Raw genomic sequence first — 18,585 nt, 5'->3', positions numbered from 1 at the left:
CTTACACATTAAAACGGAAATGCATTACATCACCATCTTTAACAATGTATTCTTTACCTTCAACTCTCATTTTACCCGCTTCTTTCACTTTTGACTCACTCCCAAAGGCAACATAGTCATCATAAGCAATAACTTCTGCACGAATAAAACCTTTTTCAAAATCGGTATGTATAACTCCAGCTGCTTGTGGTGCAGTTGCACCAACAGGAATTGTCCATGCACGTACCTCCTTTACCCCTGCGGTAAAATAGGTTTCCAAATCTAATAACTTATAAGCTCCACGAATTAATTTTGCCGAACCAGGTTGCTCCAAGCCCAAATCTTCTAAAAACATCTGGCGCTCTTCATATGTTTCCAATTCGGTAATGTCAGCCTCAGTGCCAACAGCCAAGAATATGACCTCTGCATTTTCTGCCGCAACTGCTTCCCTCACCTTTTCTACATACGCATTTCCATTAACCGCTGCCTCTTCATCCACATTACAAACATACATTACCGGTTTATCGGTTATAAACTGTAACGGTTTCACAAATTCTAGCCTTAACTCCTCTTCAATTTCGATAGCCCTTACAGAGGTACCAGCCTCTAGACCTGTCTTAATGGCCAATAGAACAGCTTCTTCTTTTTGAGCTTCCTTATTTCCCGTTCTTGCGGCTCTTTTTACTTTTTCCAATTTCTTATCTACAGTCTCCAAATCTTTCAACTGAAGTTCCATATCTATGGTTTCCTTATCCCTAATTGGATCAACACTACCGTCTACGTGAACTATGTTATCGTTGTCAAAACAACGTAATACATGAAGAATTGCATCCGTTTCACGGATATTTCCTAAAAACTGATTCCCTAAACCTTCTCCCTTACTAGCACCTTTAACCAAGCCGGCGATATCCACAATTTCTACAGTTGCAGGTAACACTCTTTCTGGGTTTACCAATTCCTCTAACTTCTCTAACCTTGAGTCTGGGACATTAACCACGCCAATATTAGGTTCAATTGTACAAAACGGAAAGTTTGCGCTTTGTGCCTTAGCATTGGACAAACAATTAAAAAGTGTTGATTTACCAACATTTGGCAACCCTACAATACCTGCTTTCATAATTTATAATATTTCAAGAGTGCAAATATAGTTTTTACCAACACAATTTTCATTCATTTTTAAATCTAACACATCTGTTAAATTACATACGATTAAATTAAATATAATTCAAATTATTTAGCTAAACGATACTTAAATTGAGCGTATTTAACATTATTTAAGAAATATTTCTTACTTTGTCAGCAGAACATGTGAAAATATATGGAACTTCATTCAGATGAAACAATATGGTATTTCTTTAAAAAGGGCGAAGCAAACGGCTTTAGTCTCCTTTTTAAAAAATACTATCCTCAGTTACACGTGTACGGTTTAAAGCTTAGTAACAACAGAGAAATAACCGAAGATTGTCTGCAAAACTTCTTCATTCAACTATTTGAAGAACGCGAAAAACAAAATGAGATTAAGAATCTTAAAGCCTACCTATTTGTATCTTTCAAAAGAAGGTTGATCAAACAATTACAAAAAAATCAAAAGAACGTTCCAATTTCTGAAGCACAGCTATTTAAATCTAATTTTACTTTTTCTGCCGAAGAAATTTCAATTCACCAAGAGATGCATTTTAAATGCACGTCTACCTTAGCACAACTGATTAATAATTTATCCCCTAGACAAAAAGAGGTACTCTATTTGAAATACTACAGCGAAATGAAAAGTTCCGATATTGCTGAAGTTATGGATATGAACTACCAAAGTGTTTTAAACGTACTTCAAAAAGCCTTATCAAAACTAAGAAAAGTATCTGAAAATCAACAGATTAAAAATATTTTGAAAAAAAATTGAATTTAATAGGGTATATTTTTAAGAAGTAAATCTCTTATAAATGGAATACCTTACTAAATGAACAAGAAGCACAAATTCGATCTACATTATTTTCTAAACGATGCGTCTTTTGAAAACTGGGCCAAAGGCTTAAACAATAACGATGTCTCCTATTGGAATTCTTGGATACAAAACAATCCAGAACATATAGAAACAGTTCATAATGCAAAATCTATAATTACGGGTATTAATTTCAATCAAGACTACCCTAGCAACATCGATGTTGATCATGCGCTATCAAAGGTTTTAGATAAAATTGATATTGACGATTCTTCAACAAAAAAAATGAAGAAAGTTCGCTCATTGAACACGGTATTATTCTCTACAGCTGCCGCAGTACTTTTGATTCTTATAAGCTACAGCAGCATTACATATTTTAACGAACATTCCACCACTGTACATAAAACCAATTACGGAGAAATAATTGATCTAAAGCTACCTGATGGTACATCTGTGGTACTTAATGGCAACTCAGAAATTTCATATAACAATGATAATCCACGCCTGTTGAACTTAAAGGGTGAAGCATATTTTAAAGTTAAACCCATACCAAGTACAAATGCCAAGTTTTGGGTAATTACCAATGACCTTAAGGTTGAAGTCTTGGGCACACAGTTTCATGTGAATACCAGAAAACAAAAAACAAACGTAGTTCTTGACGAGGGTTCCATTCATTTAGAATTTAAAAATGGTGAAGTGGCAAAAATGATACCGGGCGAAATGGTTTCATTTTCAAACGAGAGTAAAAAATTACTCCATAAAAGGGTAAATACTGAAACCCCATATGCTTTATGGAGAGGCGGTACATACGCCTTTAATGAAATTCCACTTAAAGATGTTATGACCAATTTAGAACTGACATATGGTCTAGAAGTACAGTATTCAGCTGAAAATTTAAAAGAAATACCCATTTCCGGTGGTATTCCCAATCAGAATTTAAATATATGTATAGCTGCCATAGAGAAGGCTACAGGAACAAGAATTATTAACAAAGGAAATATTTTACGCGTACAAGAAAACCCTATTTATTAACTAAACTATTTATTTATGAGAACAAAACAAATAAAGAGATTGCTTTTTGCAACACTACTATGTACTAGTAGTATTAGCATGATAGCGTCTGAAAAACTCAAAGAAAAAATCACTTTAAGTGAGTTTTTAAACGAGATAAGTGAAAAGCACGAAGTGTATTTTACTTACAACCCCACTCTGGTATCTTCTACCAGTTTAAACCCTGAGGAATATAAGTTCCCTGTTTTAGATAAAATCATAAATAAACTAGAACGTAAAACTAGTTTCGATTTTGAATATTTAGGAAACAAATACTATGTAGTTTATCATAAAAAACCACAAAGAGCTAAGGTTTTAAGACTAAACTCTAGTACAAACGGTATATCTGCCATGACATTGAACACTAAGGTTCAAAATAGCATTACAGGTAAGGTAACCGATGATTCAGGAATGCCTTTAGCAGGTGTGAACATCGTAGAAAAAGGAACCACAAACGGAACAACTTCAGATTTTGATGGTAATTACACTATTAATGTTGAAAATGACACCAAATTAGTTTTTAGCTATATAGGTTTTGCTTCCCAAGAAGTGTCTACAGCTGGCAAAAGCGTAATTAATGTTCAATTATCTGAAGGTGTAGCCCTAGATGAATTTATTGTTGTTGGGTCTAGAACCGCTCCTAGAAGTAATACAGATACACCTTTACCTGTTGATGTTGTTGGCGTTAAAGAATTGACCTCTACCGGTCAGGCTACTTTTGACAAAGCTTTACAATACAGAATACCATCTTTTAATACGGTACAGACACCTGTAAATGACGCAACTTCGTTATTGGATCCTTATGAGATAAGAAATATGGGACCAAGTAGAACGTTGATATTAATAAACGGAAAGCGTAAAAACTTAAGTGCATTATTATACACTCAAACATCCCCAGGTCGTGGTGAAACCGGTGCTGATATTTCGGCAATACCTACAGATGCGATTAAAAGAGTGGAAATTCTTAGAGATGGAGCATCTGCTCAATACGGTTCTGATGCTATTGCGGGTGTAATGAACATTATTCTAAAAGATTCTCCAAATGAAGGTTCTGCCACGTTGAGAACAGGTATTACTTCCGAAGGTGATGGTGAAATGTTCGGTGTAGCAATCAATAATGGTTCTACCATAGGTGAAGACAAAGGTTTTGTAAATTATACATTGGATTTATCTAAAGTAAATCAAGCAAATAGACCAGGTACTGTTAATGCTGCTGGTGAAGCTGCTGATTTTGGTGCCGATATTGCAGATGTGCAAGAATTCTTATCAAGACGTCCAGATGCTGGTAACATAAATGGTTCTCCAGAAACCGCTGCTGCAAAATTCTCCGTAAATTTAGGTTATGACTTAAGCGAAAACACCACTTTATATGGTAACGCTGCATATGTCTACAAAGCTGTAAATAGTTTTGCCAACTACAGAACACCGTATTGGAGAACAGTTGATGATTTTCCTTATCTAGCTGATTTCTTTCCAGGTGACAACCCAAATACAGCCGGCGGATATGATGGTTATTTACCAACATTTGAAGGTTTATTAAGTGATTATAATGCAACAATAGGATTTAAATCAACTATTAATGATTGGAATGTTGATGCAAGCTTCACAACCGGTGGCAACTTACAAACTTATAAGGTAAACAATACCCACAATAGAAATGTTGTATATTCTCCATCTGTATTTATAGATGCTAATGGTAATGGCTCTGTTGATGACGGTGAAATTACTGAAGGCTCAGAATTATATAGAGAAAATAGCCAGCAGTCTTTTGATCCGGGAGGAACTAGATTTTCCCATAATGTTGGTAACATTGATATCTCAAGATTACTTTCTGACAAAGTAAGTATTGGTGTTGGTGCTGAGTTTAGAACAGAAACTTTTGAAATTATAGAAGGTGAACTTGCCTCTTATGACGGTGGTGGTGCAGATTCATTTGCAGGAGCATCTCCTCAAAACTCTGGAAAATTCAATCGTTACAACATTGGTGGATATTTAAGTTTAGACTACGATGTATCTGATGCATTTTTACTAAGTGGTACTATCAGAACGGAAAACTATTCTGATTTTGGAAATACGTTCATCTATAAGTTTAGTTCTCGTTACAAGTTTAGTGATGCATTTACATTGAGAGGTTCTATTTCTTCTGGTTTTAGAGCTCCTACCCTACACCAAATTTATACTCAAAAAGCACAGTACAGCTTTGTACCGGGTCAAGGTATTCAAGTTGGTGGTCTGATCAACAACGTGTCTACACAAGCAAAACTTTTGGGTATACCTCAATTAGATGCTGAAACATCTACAAACTTTACTATAGGTTTTGGTGGAAAAATCGCTAATAAATTCAGCTATACTTTAGATTATTACAACATTAAAGTAAAAGATAGAATTGTATTAGGTAATGAAATAGGTCCTAGTGGCGACGCTACTAACGCATTAGACGTTTTATTGGCGAACAACAACTTAAGCGATGTAAGTTTCTTTTCTAACGCAATTGACACCAAAACCTCTGGTGTAGATGTGGTACTTGCCTACAAAGGAATTGAAATTGGAGAAGGCAGCTTAGATTTGAACTTATCTGGTAACTATACAATTCAGAATGAACTAGACGGTCCTGTAAAGGATATCGCCTTAGTAGCAAATTCTGGTCAATCTGTAGTTAACCAAACGCAAGAAGCCTTGTTCTTTACATCAAGACCTAGAACAAAGTGGATTTTAGGAGCTAATTATGACATCAATAAATTCGGTTTTTCATTGAATAACACATTATTCGGTAAAACCAGCTTCTTTCAACAAGGTTTAAGCACTGATGCAAATGGTAACTTTAATTTAGGTACAGAATTCGATCCAAAAGTAGTTACGGATTTAGGAGTTAATTATAGCGCTACAGATAAATTAACTATAGCCTTAAACATTAACAACTTGTTCAACGTATTACCAGAATGGAGTTTTGTTTCTCAAAATGCTGCAGGAGATGCTATCTTGGCAGATCCAGCTCAGACTCAGAACCAATCTAACCTAATTACTTTCAACCAACGTTATTCTCAAATGACGTATGATGGATACCACTTTAGCCAATTAGGAACCATGTTCAACTTATCTTTAAATTACAAGTTTTGATTTTGATTTAGTTTATTTAATAAAAAAGCTACCTATTGATTTAGGTAGCTTTTTTTTATTTCATCAAGAAGTAATAATAAAATCTAATTCAGAATATATTTTTTATGATAGCTATATTCTAAAAATTACCCCCTCATTTATTCAGGGTGCATAAAGCGTTGCTTTGCCAATAAAACCTCCTCTGTTTCAACATGGTCATCATCTGGCACACAACAATCTACCGGACATACAGCTGCACACTGTGGCTCTTCATGAAAGCCCATACACTCGGTACATTTATCTGGAGCTATATAATACACTTCATCACTAATAGGTTCCTGTACTTCACCCGCGTCAACTTCTTTTCCATCAGGTAAAACAACATTGCCCTCTAAAGATGTACCATCACTATATCTCCACTCATCTGCTCCTTCATAAATTGCAGTGTTTGGACATTCTGGTTCACAAGCCCCACAATTTATACATTCATCAGTTATTATAATTGCCATAATTTCTTCTACATTAAAATGCCCAAAAAAGAACGGGCATGCTTATTTTTGCACAAAGGTAATTCCTACCTATTTAGTATACAAATATAATGGCCCATAGCAACCTTACGATAACAGCTTTTGTTAAACTTGGAAATTTTCTAAGAACTTTTTGTGAATTAATAGACAAAAACACCATTTCTGATCATTTAAATGACAAATGGGTAAGTTCTTTCAAATCAGAAATAGAACGAGCACATCATTACAATGGCTGGTTTACGGAAGAAAACTGTACCCATGCTTTCAAAGAATGGGGAAAAGTACTTTCTAAAGAAAATATTGAAGCCTGGCTGAGTAACTACGACCTTAGCACCAACAATGAAAAGGTTGTAGCGTTAATTTTGGCTGGCAATATTCCTTTAGTAGGGTTTCACGATCTTTTATGCGTTTTAATTACCGGCAATAAAGCTTTAGTAAAACTATCAAGCAATGATCAAAAATTAATTCCACTTCTCATTGATTTTTTAATTGACATTGAACCTTCTTTAAAGGATAAAGTAATATTTACCAAAGAAAAACTTGATCATTACGATGCTGTAATTGCGACTGGAAGTAACAATACGGCACGTTATTTTGAGTATTATTTCGGTAAAAAACCAAATATTATTCGTAAAAATAGAAATTCTGTGGCTGTTTTATCCGGAAAGGAATCCCAAGAAGAACTAACAGCATTAGGAGAGGATATTTTTAGATATTTTGGTTTAGGGTGTAGAAGCGTATCTAAAATATACCTCCCAAAAGAATATAATATTGACACTTTTTTCAAAGCAATGTTTCCGTACAATAGCATTATCAACCACCATAAATACGCCAATAACTACGATTATAATAAAGCAGTTTATTTAATGAGCGAGTTTAAAATATTGGATAATGGTTTTTTGATTTTAAAAGAAGAGGAAAGTTTTGGTTCGCCAATAGCTTCATTGTTTTACGAGTACTACGAAGATGAGTCAACATTAAAAGAGAAGCTTAAGGACAATAAAGAAAACTTACAATGTATTGTTTCATCTGGTTTTACAGAAGATGAAATTTCTTTTGGAAACACCCAAAAACCAATGCTAAACGACTATGCCGACGGTATAGACACCATAGCATTCTTATTGAACACTTCTAAGAATTAAATAGCGATAGTAAAGAAAAATCTTCAAAAAATTCTGACCTTTGCAACCTTAAATTACACACAAGATGAAAAAACATAATTTTAGTGCCGGTCCCTGTATCTTACCAAAAGAAGTACTTTTAAAAGCTTCTGAATCTGTTATGGACTTTAATGGTTCTGGACTTTCACTTATTGAAATTTCACATAGAAGTAAAGATTTTGTTGCCGTAATGGAAAATGCAAGATCATTGGCATTAGAACTGCTAGATCTTAAAGACAAAGGTTATAAAGCATTATTTCTACAAGGTGGTGCAAGTATGGAATTTTTAATGGTAGCATACAATTTACTGGAGAAAAAAGCAGGGTATTTAAATACAGGTACTTGGAGCGATAAAGCCATTAAAGAAGCTAAGTTATTTGGCGATGTGGTTGAAGTTGGCTCATCTAAAGATGAAAATTTTAAATACATACCTAAAGGATACTCAGTTCCCAGCGGTTTAGATTATCTACATATTACATCTAACAATACAATTTTTGGCACCCAATTCAAGAAGTTTCCAAAAACCGACTGTCCTCTTGTTTGTGATATGAGCTCAGATATATTCTCAAGAAGTTTAGACTTCTCTCAGTTCGATTTAATATACGCCGGTGCACAAAAGAATATGGGTCCTGCAGGGACAACTTTGGTGATCGTTAAAGAAGAAATTTTAGGTCAAGTATCTAGAAAAATTCCTTCAATGTTAGATTATCAAATACATATTTCAAAAGATAGCATGTTCAATACTCCACCTGTATTTGCAGTTTACACTTCTATGTTAACCTTAGAATGGTTAAAAAATCTTGGTGGTATTGCAGCTATAGAAGAAATCAACGAAAAGAAGGCAAGATTACTTTATTCTGAGATTGATCTAAATCCTGTTTTTGAAGGCTTTGCCAATGTAGAGGACCGTTCTTTAATGAACGCCACTTTCAACCTTACCGATGATGTCTTAAAAACCACTTTTGAAAGTTTGCTAAAAGAAGCCGGAATTAATGGATTAAACGGTCACCGTTCTGTGGGAGGGTATAGAGCTAGTATGTACAATGCATTATCATTAGAAAGTGTTGGTGTATTGGTAGACGTCATGAGCGAAATGGAAAGAAGAGGATAATTGTTGTAATAGATACCGAACACAACAATAAAATTGTATTAAAACATATGAAGATATTAGCAAATGATGGAATTTCCCAAAATGGAATCACCACTTTGGAGAAAGCTGGATTTAACGTTTTAACGACGACGGTTGCTCAAGAACAATTAAGCAACTATATCAATGAAAATAAAATTGACGCATTATTGGTACGTAGTGCCACCAAAGTCAGAAAAGAATTAATTGATGCCTGTCCTACTCTAAAACTAATTGGTAGAGGTGGTGTTGGTATGGACAATATAGATGTAGATTACGCTAAATCTAAAAATATTCATGTCATAAATACACCAGCTGCATCATCTGAATCTGTGGCAGAATTGGTTTTTGCACACCTTTATGGAGGCGCACGTTTTTTATATGATGCAAATAGAAATATGCCTTTAGAAGGTGATAGTAACTTTAAAGGATTAAAGAAATCTTACTCAAAGGGTACGGAACTTAGAGGTAAAACCTTAGGTATATTCGGATTTGGTAACATTGGTCAAGCTACCGCTAAACTTGCCATTGGTGCGGGTATGAAGGTTATATACTGTGATCCAGATGTAGCGCAGACAGACATTGAGCTTACTTTTTATGATGGTCAAAATATTACGTTCACACTAAAGAACACTGACAAAGATGATGTCCTAAAGAATGCAGACTATATTTCATTGCATATTCCCGGTCAAGAGAACTATGTTCTGGGAAAAGCTGAATTCTCCAAAATGAAACAGGGTGTTGGTATCGTCAATGCCGCAAGGGGTGGTGTTTTAGATGAAGTTGCATTGATCGATGCTTTGGAAAACGGCACTGTTGCTTTTGCCGGTTTAGACGTTTATGAATCTGAACCAAAACCAGAGATTAAAATTCTAATGCACTCTAGCATTTCGCTTTCTCCACACATTGGTGCAGCAACTTTAGAGGCACAAGAAAGAATTGGACAAGAATTGGCCGACCAAATTATTTCTTTACTAAATTAAGAGCTCAATAGCATATTTTATTGACTCTTTTTCGTATTTTACAGCATAAACATTAAATTAACCATTACAATGGCAGGATTATTAGATTTATTAAATAGCCCAATGGGGCAACAATTAATTAGCGGTGTAGCTGGGCAAACAAATCAGCCTGAAGACAAAACCGCCAATGTACTAAGTATGGCAATGCCACTAATTCTTGGTGCAATGAAAAAAAACGTTTCAACACCAGAAGGTGCTCAGGGTTTAATGAGTGCATTATCAAGTAATCATAGTGGCGGAATCTTAGATAACCTAGGAGGTTTGTTTAGTGGCGGTGTAGACGAAAGTGTAATGAATGACGGTGCGGGTATTTTAGGTCATGTATTCGGAAGTAAACAACCACAAGTAGAAAGTGCTTTAAGTGCAAAATCTGGTTTAGATTCCGGATCGGTTGCCCAAATATTAAAAATTGCAGCCCCTATAGTTATGGGCTTTTTAGGTAAGCAAACTGCGCAGAGCAATGTAAGTGATGGCACAGGAATGAACGCTCTTTTAGGTAGTATGCTGGGAGGTCAACCTCAAGAAAACCAAAGCCTTATCACTTCATTATTAGATGCTGATGGTGACGGAAGCATATTAGATGATGTTGCCGGTATGGTAATGGGCAGCAATAAAAAACAAGGTGGTCTTGGAGGTCTTTTAGGAGGTCTTTTCGGTAAATAACACCTAGAAATCATATAGTTAAGCCGCTTGTAAATACAAGCGGCTTTTTTTGTATCTTATTTCTATGAAAAAGAAGATATTTAAAATTATCTACGGTACTATAGCTGCGACCTTTTGTGCATTGTTATTTAATTGTGGTACAAAGAGCGCATCACTAGCTATAAGCGAAGATGAAAAAAATGCCTTTACCCAAGTAGAAGGAGATACCATTTCCATTTCAAGTGAAGAAACTGAATATGAAATTATTATCATAGAACCTGGTTTTAATATATGGTTGGCTTCAATAGCAAAACCTGAAGGTTATTATTCGCAAAATTTCTTGGAAAATAGAAATCAAATAATGGTTTTAGAATGGAACCAAAGAGTATTACAGCCTGCTAGATACAATCCAAATTTATATGAAATGCAAATAGATTACTCTAGACAAATTGATTATGGCTATGAAGTAAACTATAAGCTGTATAATTATTTTATTTATTTCCAAAGAAAATACAATCAGCGATTAGGCCCTTTTATACCACGTTTATAAAAAGTATATTTGGCGTTTTCAATACATGCCATGCAGAAATTAAAAGAACGCTGGGGAATCACCAGTAATTTTCAACTTGTAATTATATTTATAGTATTTGCCATCACCGGATCATCATCTGTATATGTAGCAAAGCCTTTTCTAAATTTAATTGGTCTTCAGCAAGAAAATTTTTCGACTGCCTGGTGGGGAAGCCCTCTGTATTGGTTTTTACGAATTTTATTAATTTTCCCTTTCTATCAAGTGTTATTGGTAATTTATGGGTGGTTATTTGGTCAATTTAGATTTTTTTGGTCTTTTGAGAAGAAAATGCTGAAAAGAATTGGACTTGGATTTTTATTCTAACACACTTTTGTTGGGTTTTCTTTAACAAACAGTTCTACATCTTTTAGTACTTTAGCGCTGTGAAGAGATCAATATTTACATATTTCTCAGTATTTATTTTGTTCTGCCTTATGCTGATCAAGGTAACTTCTTTTCATGTCTATTCCCATCAAGACAATAAAGTAGATACAATAGAAAATTGTAGTATTTGTGAATTGGCAGTTCAGAATCAAAACGCTGAATACACTTTAGTTGCCACATTTTTATTCATATTTGCTTCAGTAATTATTATCACGGAAAAAAAACTGATACCTTTTTCAATTACAGTACCTAAAACGCTTTTCAGGTACACTACTTTTGGTCGCCCCCCACCCTTCCAAGCCTAATACCCCTTCCGAATTTTAAAATTGGTTTTCTTTTTCAACCAATTTATTATAGCGCTAAACTTATATAATGAAGTATTATTTATATGTTTTCGCAATCTTATGTAGCACAATTATTTACGCTCAAGATTGCAATTCAATATTATTAGGAGAAATTGTTGATTTCCATGACAACAGTCCGTTGAGTGGAGCAACTATTAACATAACTGGCAAAGGTTTTTCTACAGTCTCCCAACAAAACGGAAAATTTAGCTTTAAGGAGCTATGTGACGGAGTTGTAGAACTTGAAATATCGCATCCAGAATGTACAACAAAGTTTGTAACATTGACCATTACTGGGGATACCTATTCAGAAATTAGGCTAGAACATCACCTAGAAGAATTAAAGGAAGTCAAAGTTGTTGGTGATGTACCAAAAAACACAAATTCCGCTCAGGAAAATATTTTATCGGTTAAAGATATCGAGCGAAGCAGTGGTAATAGTTTAGGAGATGCATTAAAAAAGATTGCCGGAGTATCAACCTTAAATACTGGAGGAAATATAGTTAAACCGGTCATACAAGGTTTAAACGGTAGTAGAATCTTAATTTTGAACAATAACGTTCGTATGCAAGATATGGAATGGGGAGAAGAGCATGCCCCTAATGTAGACGTAAATGCAAATCAGAATATAAGCGTTATAAAAGGTGCTGCCGCTATAGAGTACGGAGGCGATGCTATCGCAGGTGTTATTGTACTTGAACCTTTACCAATAATAAGAACTGACTCCTTGTTTGGCAAAACCCAACTTAATCTTGCCTCAAATGGCCGTGGTGGTAACATAACATCTTCATTGACCAAATCATATAAATCAGGCCTTTATATTAAGGGACAAGGGTCTTTTAAAAGACTTGGGGATCTTGAAGCACCAGATTATATATTATCAAATACAGGTATTAAAGAAAGTGGGGTCTCACTTAGTATAGGTAAACGAGACTTTATACAAGGATGGGAAGGTTACTACTCATATTTTAATTCGGAAATTGGCATATTGAGAGCATCGCATATTGGCAATATAGATGATTTAATAACAGCCATTAATAGTAACGTACCAAGCGTGGTAAACGATTTCACTTATGATATTTCCCAACCATACCAAGAAGTTAGCCACCATTTAGGAAAGCTGAATTATTATAGAAGATTTGAAGGTTTTGGAAAATGGACCCTGCAATACGATTTTCAAAAAAACAGAAGATTCGAATATGATATACGTGTAGGCGACGATGCAGATAAAGCATCTTTAGATCTTGATTTAACCACACATTCCGTACTTACCAATATAAAATTTGATGCAAAACAAGGTTTAGATCTCAAGGTTGGAGCTTTAGGAAGGTTCCAAACCAATTTTGCCAATCCAGATACCGGTGTCCGAAGATTGATACCTGATTACGATAAATTTGATTTTGGTTTGTATTCAATAGGAAGTTATGAACTTGATACCGATTGGACGCTAGATGCCGGACTACGATATGATTTCAGCAGAATAGATTCTAAAAAATTCTACAGAACTTCTCGCTGGGAAGAACGTGGTTATAATGTAGATTTTGCCGATATCATATTGGAAGATTTAGGTACGCAACTACTAACAAACCCTGTCTTTGACTATCATAACGTCTCAGGAACATTAGGTTTCCATTATGAAATAAACGGAAAAGATCATTTACGGTTTAACTATGCCCTATCTCAAAGAGCACCTAACCCATCTGAATTATTTAGCGATGGTCTTCACCATTCTGCGGCACGAATAGAATTGGGCGATTTAAGAATGAACAGTGAAACCTCTTCTAAATTTTCAGCTTCACTAGAAAGAAATAGTAACAAATTGGGGTATTCTGTTGCTCCATTTGTTAATAGCATTAGAGACTTTATACTTCTTGAACCTACGGGTGTAGAATTTACTATACGTGGCGCTTTCCCCGTATGGTCTTATCGTCAGACCAATGCAGTTTTGTTTGGTATTGATGCTTCTTTATATAATAATTGGACATCAAATATTAGAACAGATCATAAGTTTGCTTGGGTAAAAGGTACAGATAGTGAAACAGACACACCTTTAATTAATATACCTGCTGCAAATTTTACAAATAGCATTACGTACACCAATACCAAATGGAACAATTTTCTTATAAGTCTTGAAAGTCAATATGTATTTGAACAATCCAGATATCCAGAAAATATTGAGGTTTTTTCTCCTCAACAACAAGAGAACGTATTATTGGAAATTAATACACCGCCCGAAGCTTATCACCTATTGGCAATAAATACGGAAGCATCTTTTACAATTAAAAATAAAAATGACTTAACCGTAGGTCTAAGTGCAACCAACTTACTAAATACAAACTATCGTGACTACCTAAATAGGCAACGTTATTTTGTAGATGATATGGGCAGAAATATAAGTATGCGCCTAATTTTTAACTATTAATAATAATTATTACTAACAATTGAAAACAAGTAAAACTATGAAAAGAAACAGCACACTAAAAACCGTTCTAGCACTAAGTTTAATGGCAACCGTAATGACTTCATGTTCAAGTGATGACGATACCCCAGAAGTAGTAAACGAAGAAGAAATTATTACTACCATGACAGTTACGTTAACTAGCGCTAATGGTTCTGCAACATTGCAATCTCAAGATTTAGATGGAGATGGACCTAATGCTCCTGTGGTAACAGCTGATAATTTATCCGCAAATACGACCTATACTGGGAGTATTGTATTATTGAACGAAACGGAAACACCTGCAGAGGACATTACCGAAGAAGTAGAAGAAGAAGCGGACGAGCACCAGTTTTTCTTTGGACTATCTGGTTCTTTATCTGAAGTGACTTATTCTGATACCGATGAAGATGGAAACCCAATTGGTATTGAATTTGAATTAACAACTGGTGATTCAGGTTCTGGAACAATTACAATTACGTTACGTCATGAGCCTACAAAACCTAACGATGGCACTTTAGCAGATGCAGGCGGAGAAACAGATATTGCTCAGACTTTTTCTGTTACGGTAGAGTAGTAAAAATATAAACCACATGTAAAACTAAAAGCCTTTGATGTTTAATTCAAAGGCTTTTGTTTTTTTTATTCTTCAAATTGATACCATTCAATATCCGTCAGTACAGCCCTCCTACCTAATTTCTTAGGTGGGTAATTGGTAACCAAGTAATTAATAATTACAGCTTCATTTTCTCCCAAGTCCCATAAATTTTGGGTTTCCTGCATCCATTTTATAGTTGATTTCCAGCGTTCTTCGTTCATTCGGTTCTGCATTACCAACTTAGCGGAATGACAGTTGGTACAGTTTTGAACGGTAACCATCATTCCCGGGGCATCTATAAAACCGGTACGTACATGAATTCCATTTTCTATCTTATCGTAATCGTCCTCTTCGGGAATAGTTACCAGCTCGGTTTGTGGTGCATCCGTTTTAAATGCAGAAAAATTTGGATCAACTATTAAATACACTAAAATTATTGCACCAATACCAATAACAGCGCAAACTAATATTATCTTTCTGTATAATTCCTGAAAATCGCGTTTTAGCTTATTATGATTCTGATTTTTCATTTATGCGATTTTTACGGCTATCCTGTGACAAGCATTGTTTAAATACCCTTTTGGATTCCACCCAGGCAATAACATAGGTTGACTAACCCCATTGGAATCGGTAGCTTTTGCCCAAACTTCATAATAGCCCTCTTGCGGAAATGAAATATCTGCTGAGAAATGCTGCCACGCTAATCGGTTTGCAGGTTTTTCAATTGTACAATGATGCCAAGTAGCGCCAAAATCTATAGAGTATTCCATTTTGGCAACTTCTAGTTCACCTGCCCATGCATGACCTCTAATACTTAATTTTTTATTCTTTGATAAAACAGCTCCAGATTTTGGATAGGTAATTAAAGATTTTACCGGCATAGATTCAATGATACACATATCTTCATCCGCGACTTTTTCACCAGGAGCAACGGGTTTACAAGGCACTCTATATGCCGTTCCGGTCATTTTGGTACCGTCATGAACTATATTTCTAATACTAATACGTTGTAACCATTTTCCAGAAACCGAGGCAGGCCATCCTCCTGCAATAACCCGTAAAGGATAACCATGTACTAAGGGAATCTCTTCACCGTTCATTTTAAAAGCCAACAATGTTTCATCTTGTAAAGCTTTTGACATGGGCGCTCCTCTAGATATCGGTTCTTTAGTAGGATCTCTACTAAGATGTGTATCTGCAGAATGATAACCAAAGTAGACAGCATCATCTTTAATACCGACATCTTCTAACACATCACGTAATCTCACACCTGTCCAACTAGCACAATACACCGCACCCACAGTCCACTGATTTCCTTTTGCAGGCGGGTCAAATTCGCTTCTACCATTACCACCACACTCTAAGGTCAATTGATAGGTATGATGCTTAAATTTTGACTTTAGCTCAGACAACGTATATGTTTTCTCCTGCTTAACAGACTCTCCGTCTATGGTAAGTGTCCAGGTATCAACATCTATGTCTTCCGGAATCAATCCGTTATTTCGAACAAAAATAGATTTATTTGGAGTTACCCTATCATCTAAAAGATGAGCCTGAGCCTCAATATTCCAAGGCTTATCGTTTAGTACGACCATGCCTTTATCCTTATTGAATAACTTAAATGGGTCTGATTCTTGTAACGCCACAGGTGTGTAGCCCAAAGGCATACATTCCTTATAAAATATATCCACTCCTAGTAAAGCGGCAAGACCACTTAGACTAGATTTTGCAACAAAATTTCTTCTCTTCAAAACTCATGTTATTTGAGTTAAAGTTAAGAGTTTCTATAAAAATAAAGGTGAATTTTACACTTCAATTGTACGCCCTTTTTTAGAAGGCTTGAACACATATGTATACAACCACATTAGCGTAAACGAAGGTATGATATCAAAACCAGGAACAATTTCTTCTATAAAAGTGAAAACACCTGCAGCTTGACCTATTTTTCCTTTATACATACGTGTCATTAACCACGCAGAAAGTGGAGCCCATACCACATCTGAAAATTCACCGACGAAAGGTATAGCAAAAGAAAGCATACCTATACCATCAAATAGCAACCCCATGAAAAGTTGCTTGTATTTTTTATCTTTTAAAATTGACATACTTAAAAATTAGTTATTCTAACTTTAGAATACAACAAAGATGCCAAATTTTACAAAAAATATTCTCAACGTGCAGAGATAGTAATTAGGAAAGCTTAGCACTAATTAGCTTCAAGAATTCATTTCTAGTCTCAATTTTTTCAAATTGACCTCTAAAACCAGATGTTGTAGTTACAGAATTTTGCTTTTGTACACCTCTCATCATCATGCACATATGCGATGCTTCTATAACAACGGCCACCCCCTTAGGCTTTAAAGTATTATTAATACACTCTAAAATATCATGCGTTAACCTTTCCTGTACTTGTAACCTTCTTGCAAAAACATCTACCACTCTTGGAATTTTACTTAATCCTACGATATGACCATTTGGTATGTAGGCGATATGTGCCTTACCAAAAAATGGCAACATATGATGCTCACATAGAGAATACAGCTCAATATCTTTTATAATGACCATGTCATCATAATCTTCTTTGAACATTGCCCCTTTCAAAATTTCAACGGCATCTTGCTTATAACCTTGAGTTAAAAATAGCATTGCTTTTGCAGCACGTTCAGGTGTTTTAACTAAACCCTCTCTTGCTACATCTTCACCAATTTCATCAATAATAGATGAGTACCTACTTTTAACTTCATCGGTAATTTCAAGATTATATTCTTCTAAATTTCTATAAGGGGACATATTTTATATTTAATGTTTAACCTAATTAAATTTAGGTTGAACAAATTTAATATTTCTTTCATCAACAAACGTAAAAATATCATAAATAGTTCATATTGCTATATAGTCTTAAATAATGGCTCCAGAACATTGGGCTAAATGATCACTAAATGAAAATTACAGTTTTTAACGTGCCCCTTTTTCATTAATTTTGAATTTCAAACTATCACAACTCTAAACTAAACTTAACTCATGATAAAAGCTTCTAACATTCATAAATATTACGGAGAATTAGAAGTATTAAAAGGAGTTGACCTCCATATTAAAAAAGGAGAAATAGTATCTATAGTTGGTGCTTCCGGTGCCGGTAAAACTACCTTATTACAAATTTTGGGAACTTTAGACGTTCAATCAAATAGAAAAGACAGTACGTTACTGATCAATGGTATTGAAACTACGGAACTAAATGATAAAGATTTAGCAAAATTTAGAAATGAACATATAGGATTCATTTTTCAATTTCACCAATTATTACCAGAATTTACGGCCATTGAAAATGTATGCCTACCTGCATTTATAAAAAAGACACCAAAATCTGAAGCTGAAGATAGAGCCAAAGAACTATTAAACTTTTTGGGCCTGGGTCACAGATATGACCATAAACCTTCAGAATTATCGGGCGGAGAACAACAGCGGGTAGCGGTTGCCCGTGCGTTGATCAATAACCCTTCAATAATTTTTGCTGATGAACCTAGTGGAAATTTAGATTCAGAAAGTGCAGACAACCTGCATAAATTATTTTTTGAGCTTCGTGAAAAGTTTGGTCAGACCTTTGTAATTGTGACCCACAATGCTGAATTGGCAGAAATGGCAGATCGTAAATTAACCATGGTAGATGGTAAAATTGTAGACAAAGAAATAATAATAGCATAACCAAGATCCGT

The 18,585-nt window shown here is 35.0% G+C and carries 18 protein-coding genes; 12 read left to right on the top strand and 6 right to left on the bottom strand.

Annotated elements, in window-relative coordinates:
* Position 1: 1 nt before the first annotated feature.
* A complete protein-coding gene (gene ychF, locus CSC80_RS12605; RefSeq protein WP_099192277.1) occupies positions 2-1,096 on the bottom strand; it encodes a redox-regulated ATPase YchF in 1,095 nt (364 codons plus the stop codon).
* 201 nt (positions 1,097-1,297) lie between these two features.
* Between ychF and CSC80_RS12600 the strand changes: the two genes are divergently transcribed.
* The 3 genes from CSC80_RS12600 to CSC80_RS12590 all read left to right on the top strand — a co-directional run bounded on the left by CSC80_RS12600 (position 1,298) and on the right by CSC80_RS12590 (position 6,082).
* Positions 1,298-1,876: a sigma-70 family RNA polymerase sigma factor gene (locus CSC80_RS12600; RefSeq protein ID WP_058102595.1), complete on the top strand. Its 579-nt coding sequence runs from the start codon at positions 1,298-1,300 to the stop codon at positions 1,874-1,876.
* Positions 1,877-1,933: 57 nt separating this feature from the next.
* Entirely contained in the window at positions 1,934-2,947 is a 1,014-nt protein-coding gene (locus tag CSC80_RS12595; protein ID WP_099192275.1) for a FecR family protein, read from the top strand.
* Between the two features lie 369 nt (positions 2,948-3,316).
* Entirely contained in the window at positions 3,317-6,082 is a 2,766-nt protein-coding gene (locus tag CSC80_RS12590; protein ID WP_058104223.1) for a TonB-dependent receptor, read from the top strand.
* A 137-nt stretch (positions 6,083-6,219) separates the two neighbouring features.
* Here the strand turns inward: CSC80_RS12590 and CSC80_RS12585 are convergent, their stop codons facing one another.
* On the bottom strand, positions 6,220-6,570 hold the full coding sequence (locus CSC80_RS12585; RefSeq protein ID WP_058102593.1) for a 4Fe-4S dicluster domain-containing protein: 351 nt from the start codon (positions 6,568-6,570) through the stop codon (positions 6,220-6,222).
* 89 nt (positions 6,571-6,659) lie between these two features.
* On the opposite strand from CSC80_RS12585, the gene CSC80_RS12580 reads away from it, so the two are divergent.
* The 8 genes from CSC80_RS12580 (at position 6,660) to CSC80_RS12540 (ending at position 14,851) form a co-directional block, all read left to right on the top strand.
* The gene (locus CSC80_RS12580) at positions 6,660-7,730 is read left to right on the top strand and encodes an acyl-CoA reductase (RefSeq protein WP_099192273.1); all 1,071 of its coding nucleotides are present in this window, start codon (positions 6,660-6,662) and stop codon (positions 7,728-7,730) included.
* A gap of 64 nt (positions 7,731-7,794) precedes the next feature.
* Positions 7,795-8,859 (top strand): 3-phosphoserine/phosphohydroxythreonine transaminase, encoded by a 1,065-nt coding sequence (gene serC / locus CSC80_RS12575; RefSeq protein WP_099192271.1) that lies wholly within the window; start codon positions 7,795-7,797, stop codon positions 8,857-8,859.
* Between the two features lie 47 nt (positions 8,860-8,906).
* The gene (locus tag CSC80_RS12570) at positions 8,907-9,857 is read left to right on the top strand and encodes a D-2-hydroxyacid dehydrogenase (RefSeq protein WP_099192269.1); all 951 of its coding nucleotides are present in this window, start codon (positions 8,907-8,909) and stop codon (positions 9,855-9,857) included.
* 69 nt (positions 9,858-9,926) lie between these two features.
* Positions 9,927-10,559 (top strand): DUF937 domain-containing protein, encoded by a 633-nt coding sequence (locus CSC80_RS12565; RefSeq protein ID WP_071342101.1) that lies wholly within the window; start codon positions 9,927-9,929, stop codon positions 10,557-10,559.
* Between the two features lie 64 nt (positions 10,560-10,623).
* Entirely contained in the window at positions 10,624-11,088 is a 465-nt protein-coding gene (locus CSC80_RS12560) for a DUF6146 family protein (protein ID WP_236973385.1), read from the top strand.
* A gap of 30 nt (positions 11,089-11,118) precedes the next feature.
* Positions 11,119-11,433, top strand: coding sequence for a DUF6787 family protein (locus tag CSC80_RS12555; RefSeq protein ID WP_058102587.1), 315 nt, complete (start codon positions 11,119-11,121; stop codon positions 11,431-11,433).
* Between the two features lie 432 nt (positions 11,434-11,865).
* Complete coding sequence (locus CSC80_RS12545) at positions 11,866-14,259, top strand: TonB-dependent receptor (RefSeq protein WP_099192267.1); 2,394 nt, start codon at positions 11,866-11,868, stop codon at positions 14,257-14,259.
* Between the two features lie 37 nt (positions 14,260-14,296).
* Positions 14,297-14,851 carry a type 1 periplasmic binding fold superfamily protein gene (locus CSC80_RS12540; RefSeq protein WP_099192265.1) on the top strand — a complete coding sequence of 185 codons (555 nt, stop codon included), beginning with the start codon at positions 14,297-14,299 and terminating at the stop codon, positions 14,849-14,851.
* A 65-nt stretch (positions 14,852-14,916) separates the two neighbouring features.
* On the opposite strand, the gene CSC80_RS12535 is transcribed toward CSC80_RS12540, so the two are convergent.
* The 4 genes from CSC80_RS12535 to folE form a co-directional block, all read right to left on the bottom strand.
* Entirely contained in the window at positions 14,917-15,402 is a 486-nt protein-coding gene (locus CSC80_RS12535) for a monoheme cytochrome C (RefSeq protein ID WP_099192263.1), read from the bottom strand.
* Positions 15,403-16,623 (bottom strand): sulfite oxidase, encoded by a 1,221-nt coding sequence (locus tag CSC80_RS12530; protein ID WP_099192261.1) that lies wholly within the window; start codon positions 16,621-16,623, stop codon positions 15,403-15,405.
* A gap of 54 nt (positions 16,624-16,677) precedes the next feature.
* Positions 16,678-16,977 (bottom strand): hypothetical protein, encoded by a 300-nt coding sequence (locus tag CSC80_RS12525; RefSeq protein WP_091604622.1) that lies wholly within the window; start codon positions 16,975-16,977, stop codon positions 16,678-16,680.
* An 85-nt stretch (positions 16,978-17,062) separates the two neighbouring features.
* Entirely contained in the window at positions 17,063-17,662 is a 600-nt protein-coding gene (gene folE / locus CSC80_RS12520; protein ID WP_058102580.1) for a GTP cyclohydrolase I FolE, read from the bottom strand.
* Positions 17,663-17,893: 231 nt separating this feature from the next.
* Here folE and CSC80_RS12515 point away from each other — a divergent pair, with 231 nt between their 5' ends.
* Positions 17,894-18,574 (top strand): ABC transporter ATP-binding protein, encoded by a 681-nt coding sequence (locus tag CSC80_RS12515; RefSeq protein ID WP_071342093.1) that lies wholly within the window; start codon positions 17,894-17,896, stop codon positions 18,572-18,574.
* Positions 18,575-18,585 lie beyond the last annotated feature (11 nt).

Origin of the sequence: Maribacter sp. 6B07 (assembly GCF_002700155.1) — a bacterium.
GTDB lineage: Bacteria > Bacteroidota > Bacteroidia > Flavobacteriales > Flavobacteriaceae > Maribacter > Maribacter dokdonensis.
Note: the sequence above shows the minus strand (reverse complement) of the source record. Positions and strands in the feature narration are given on the sequence as shown.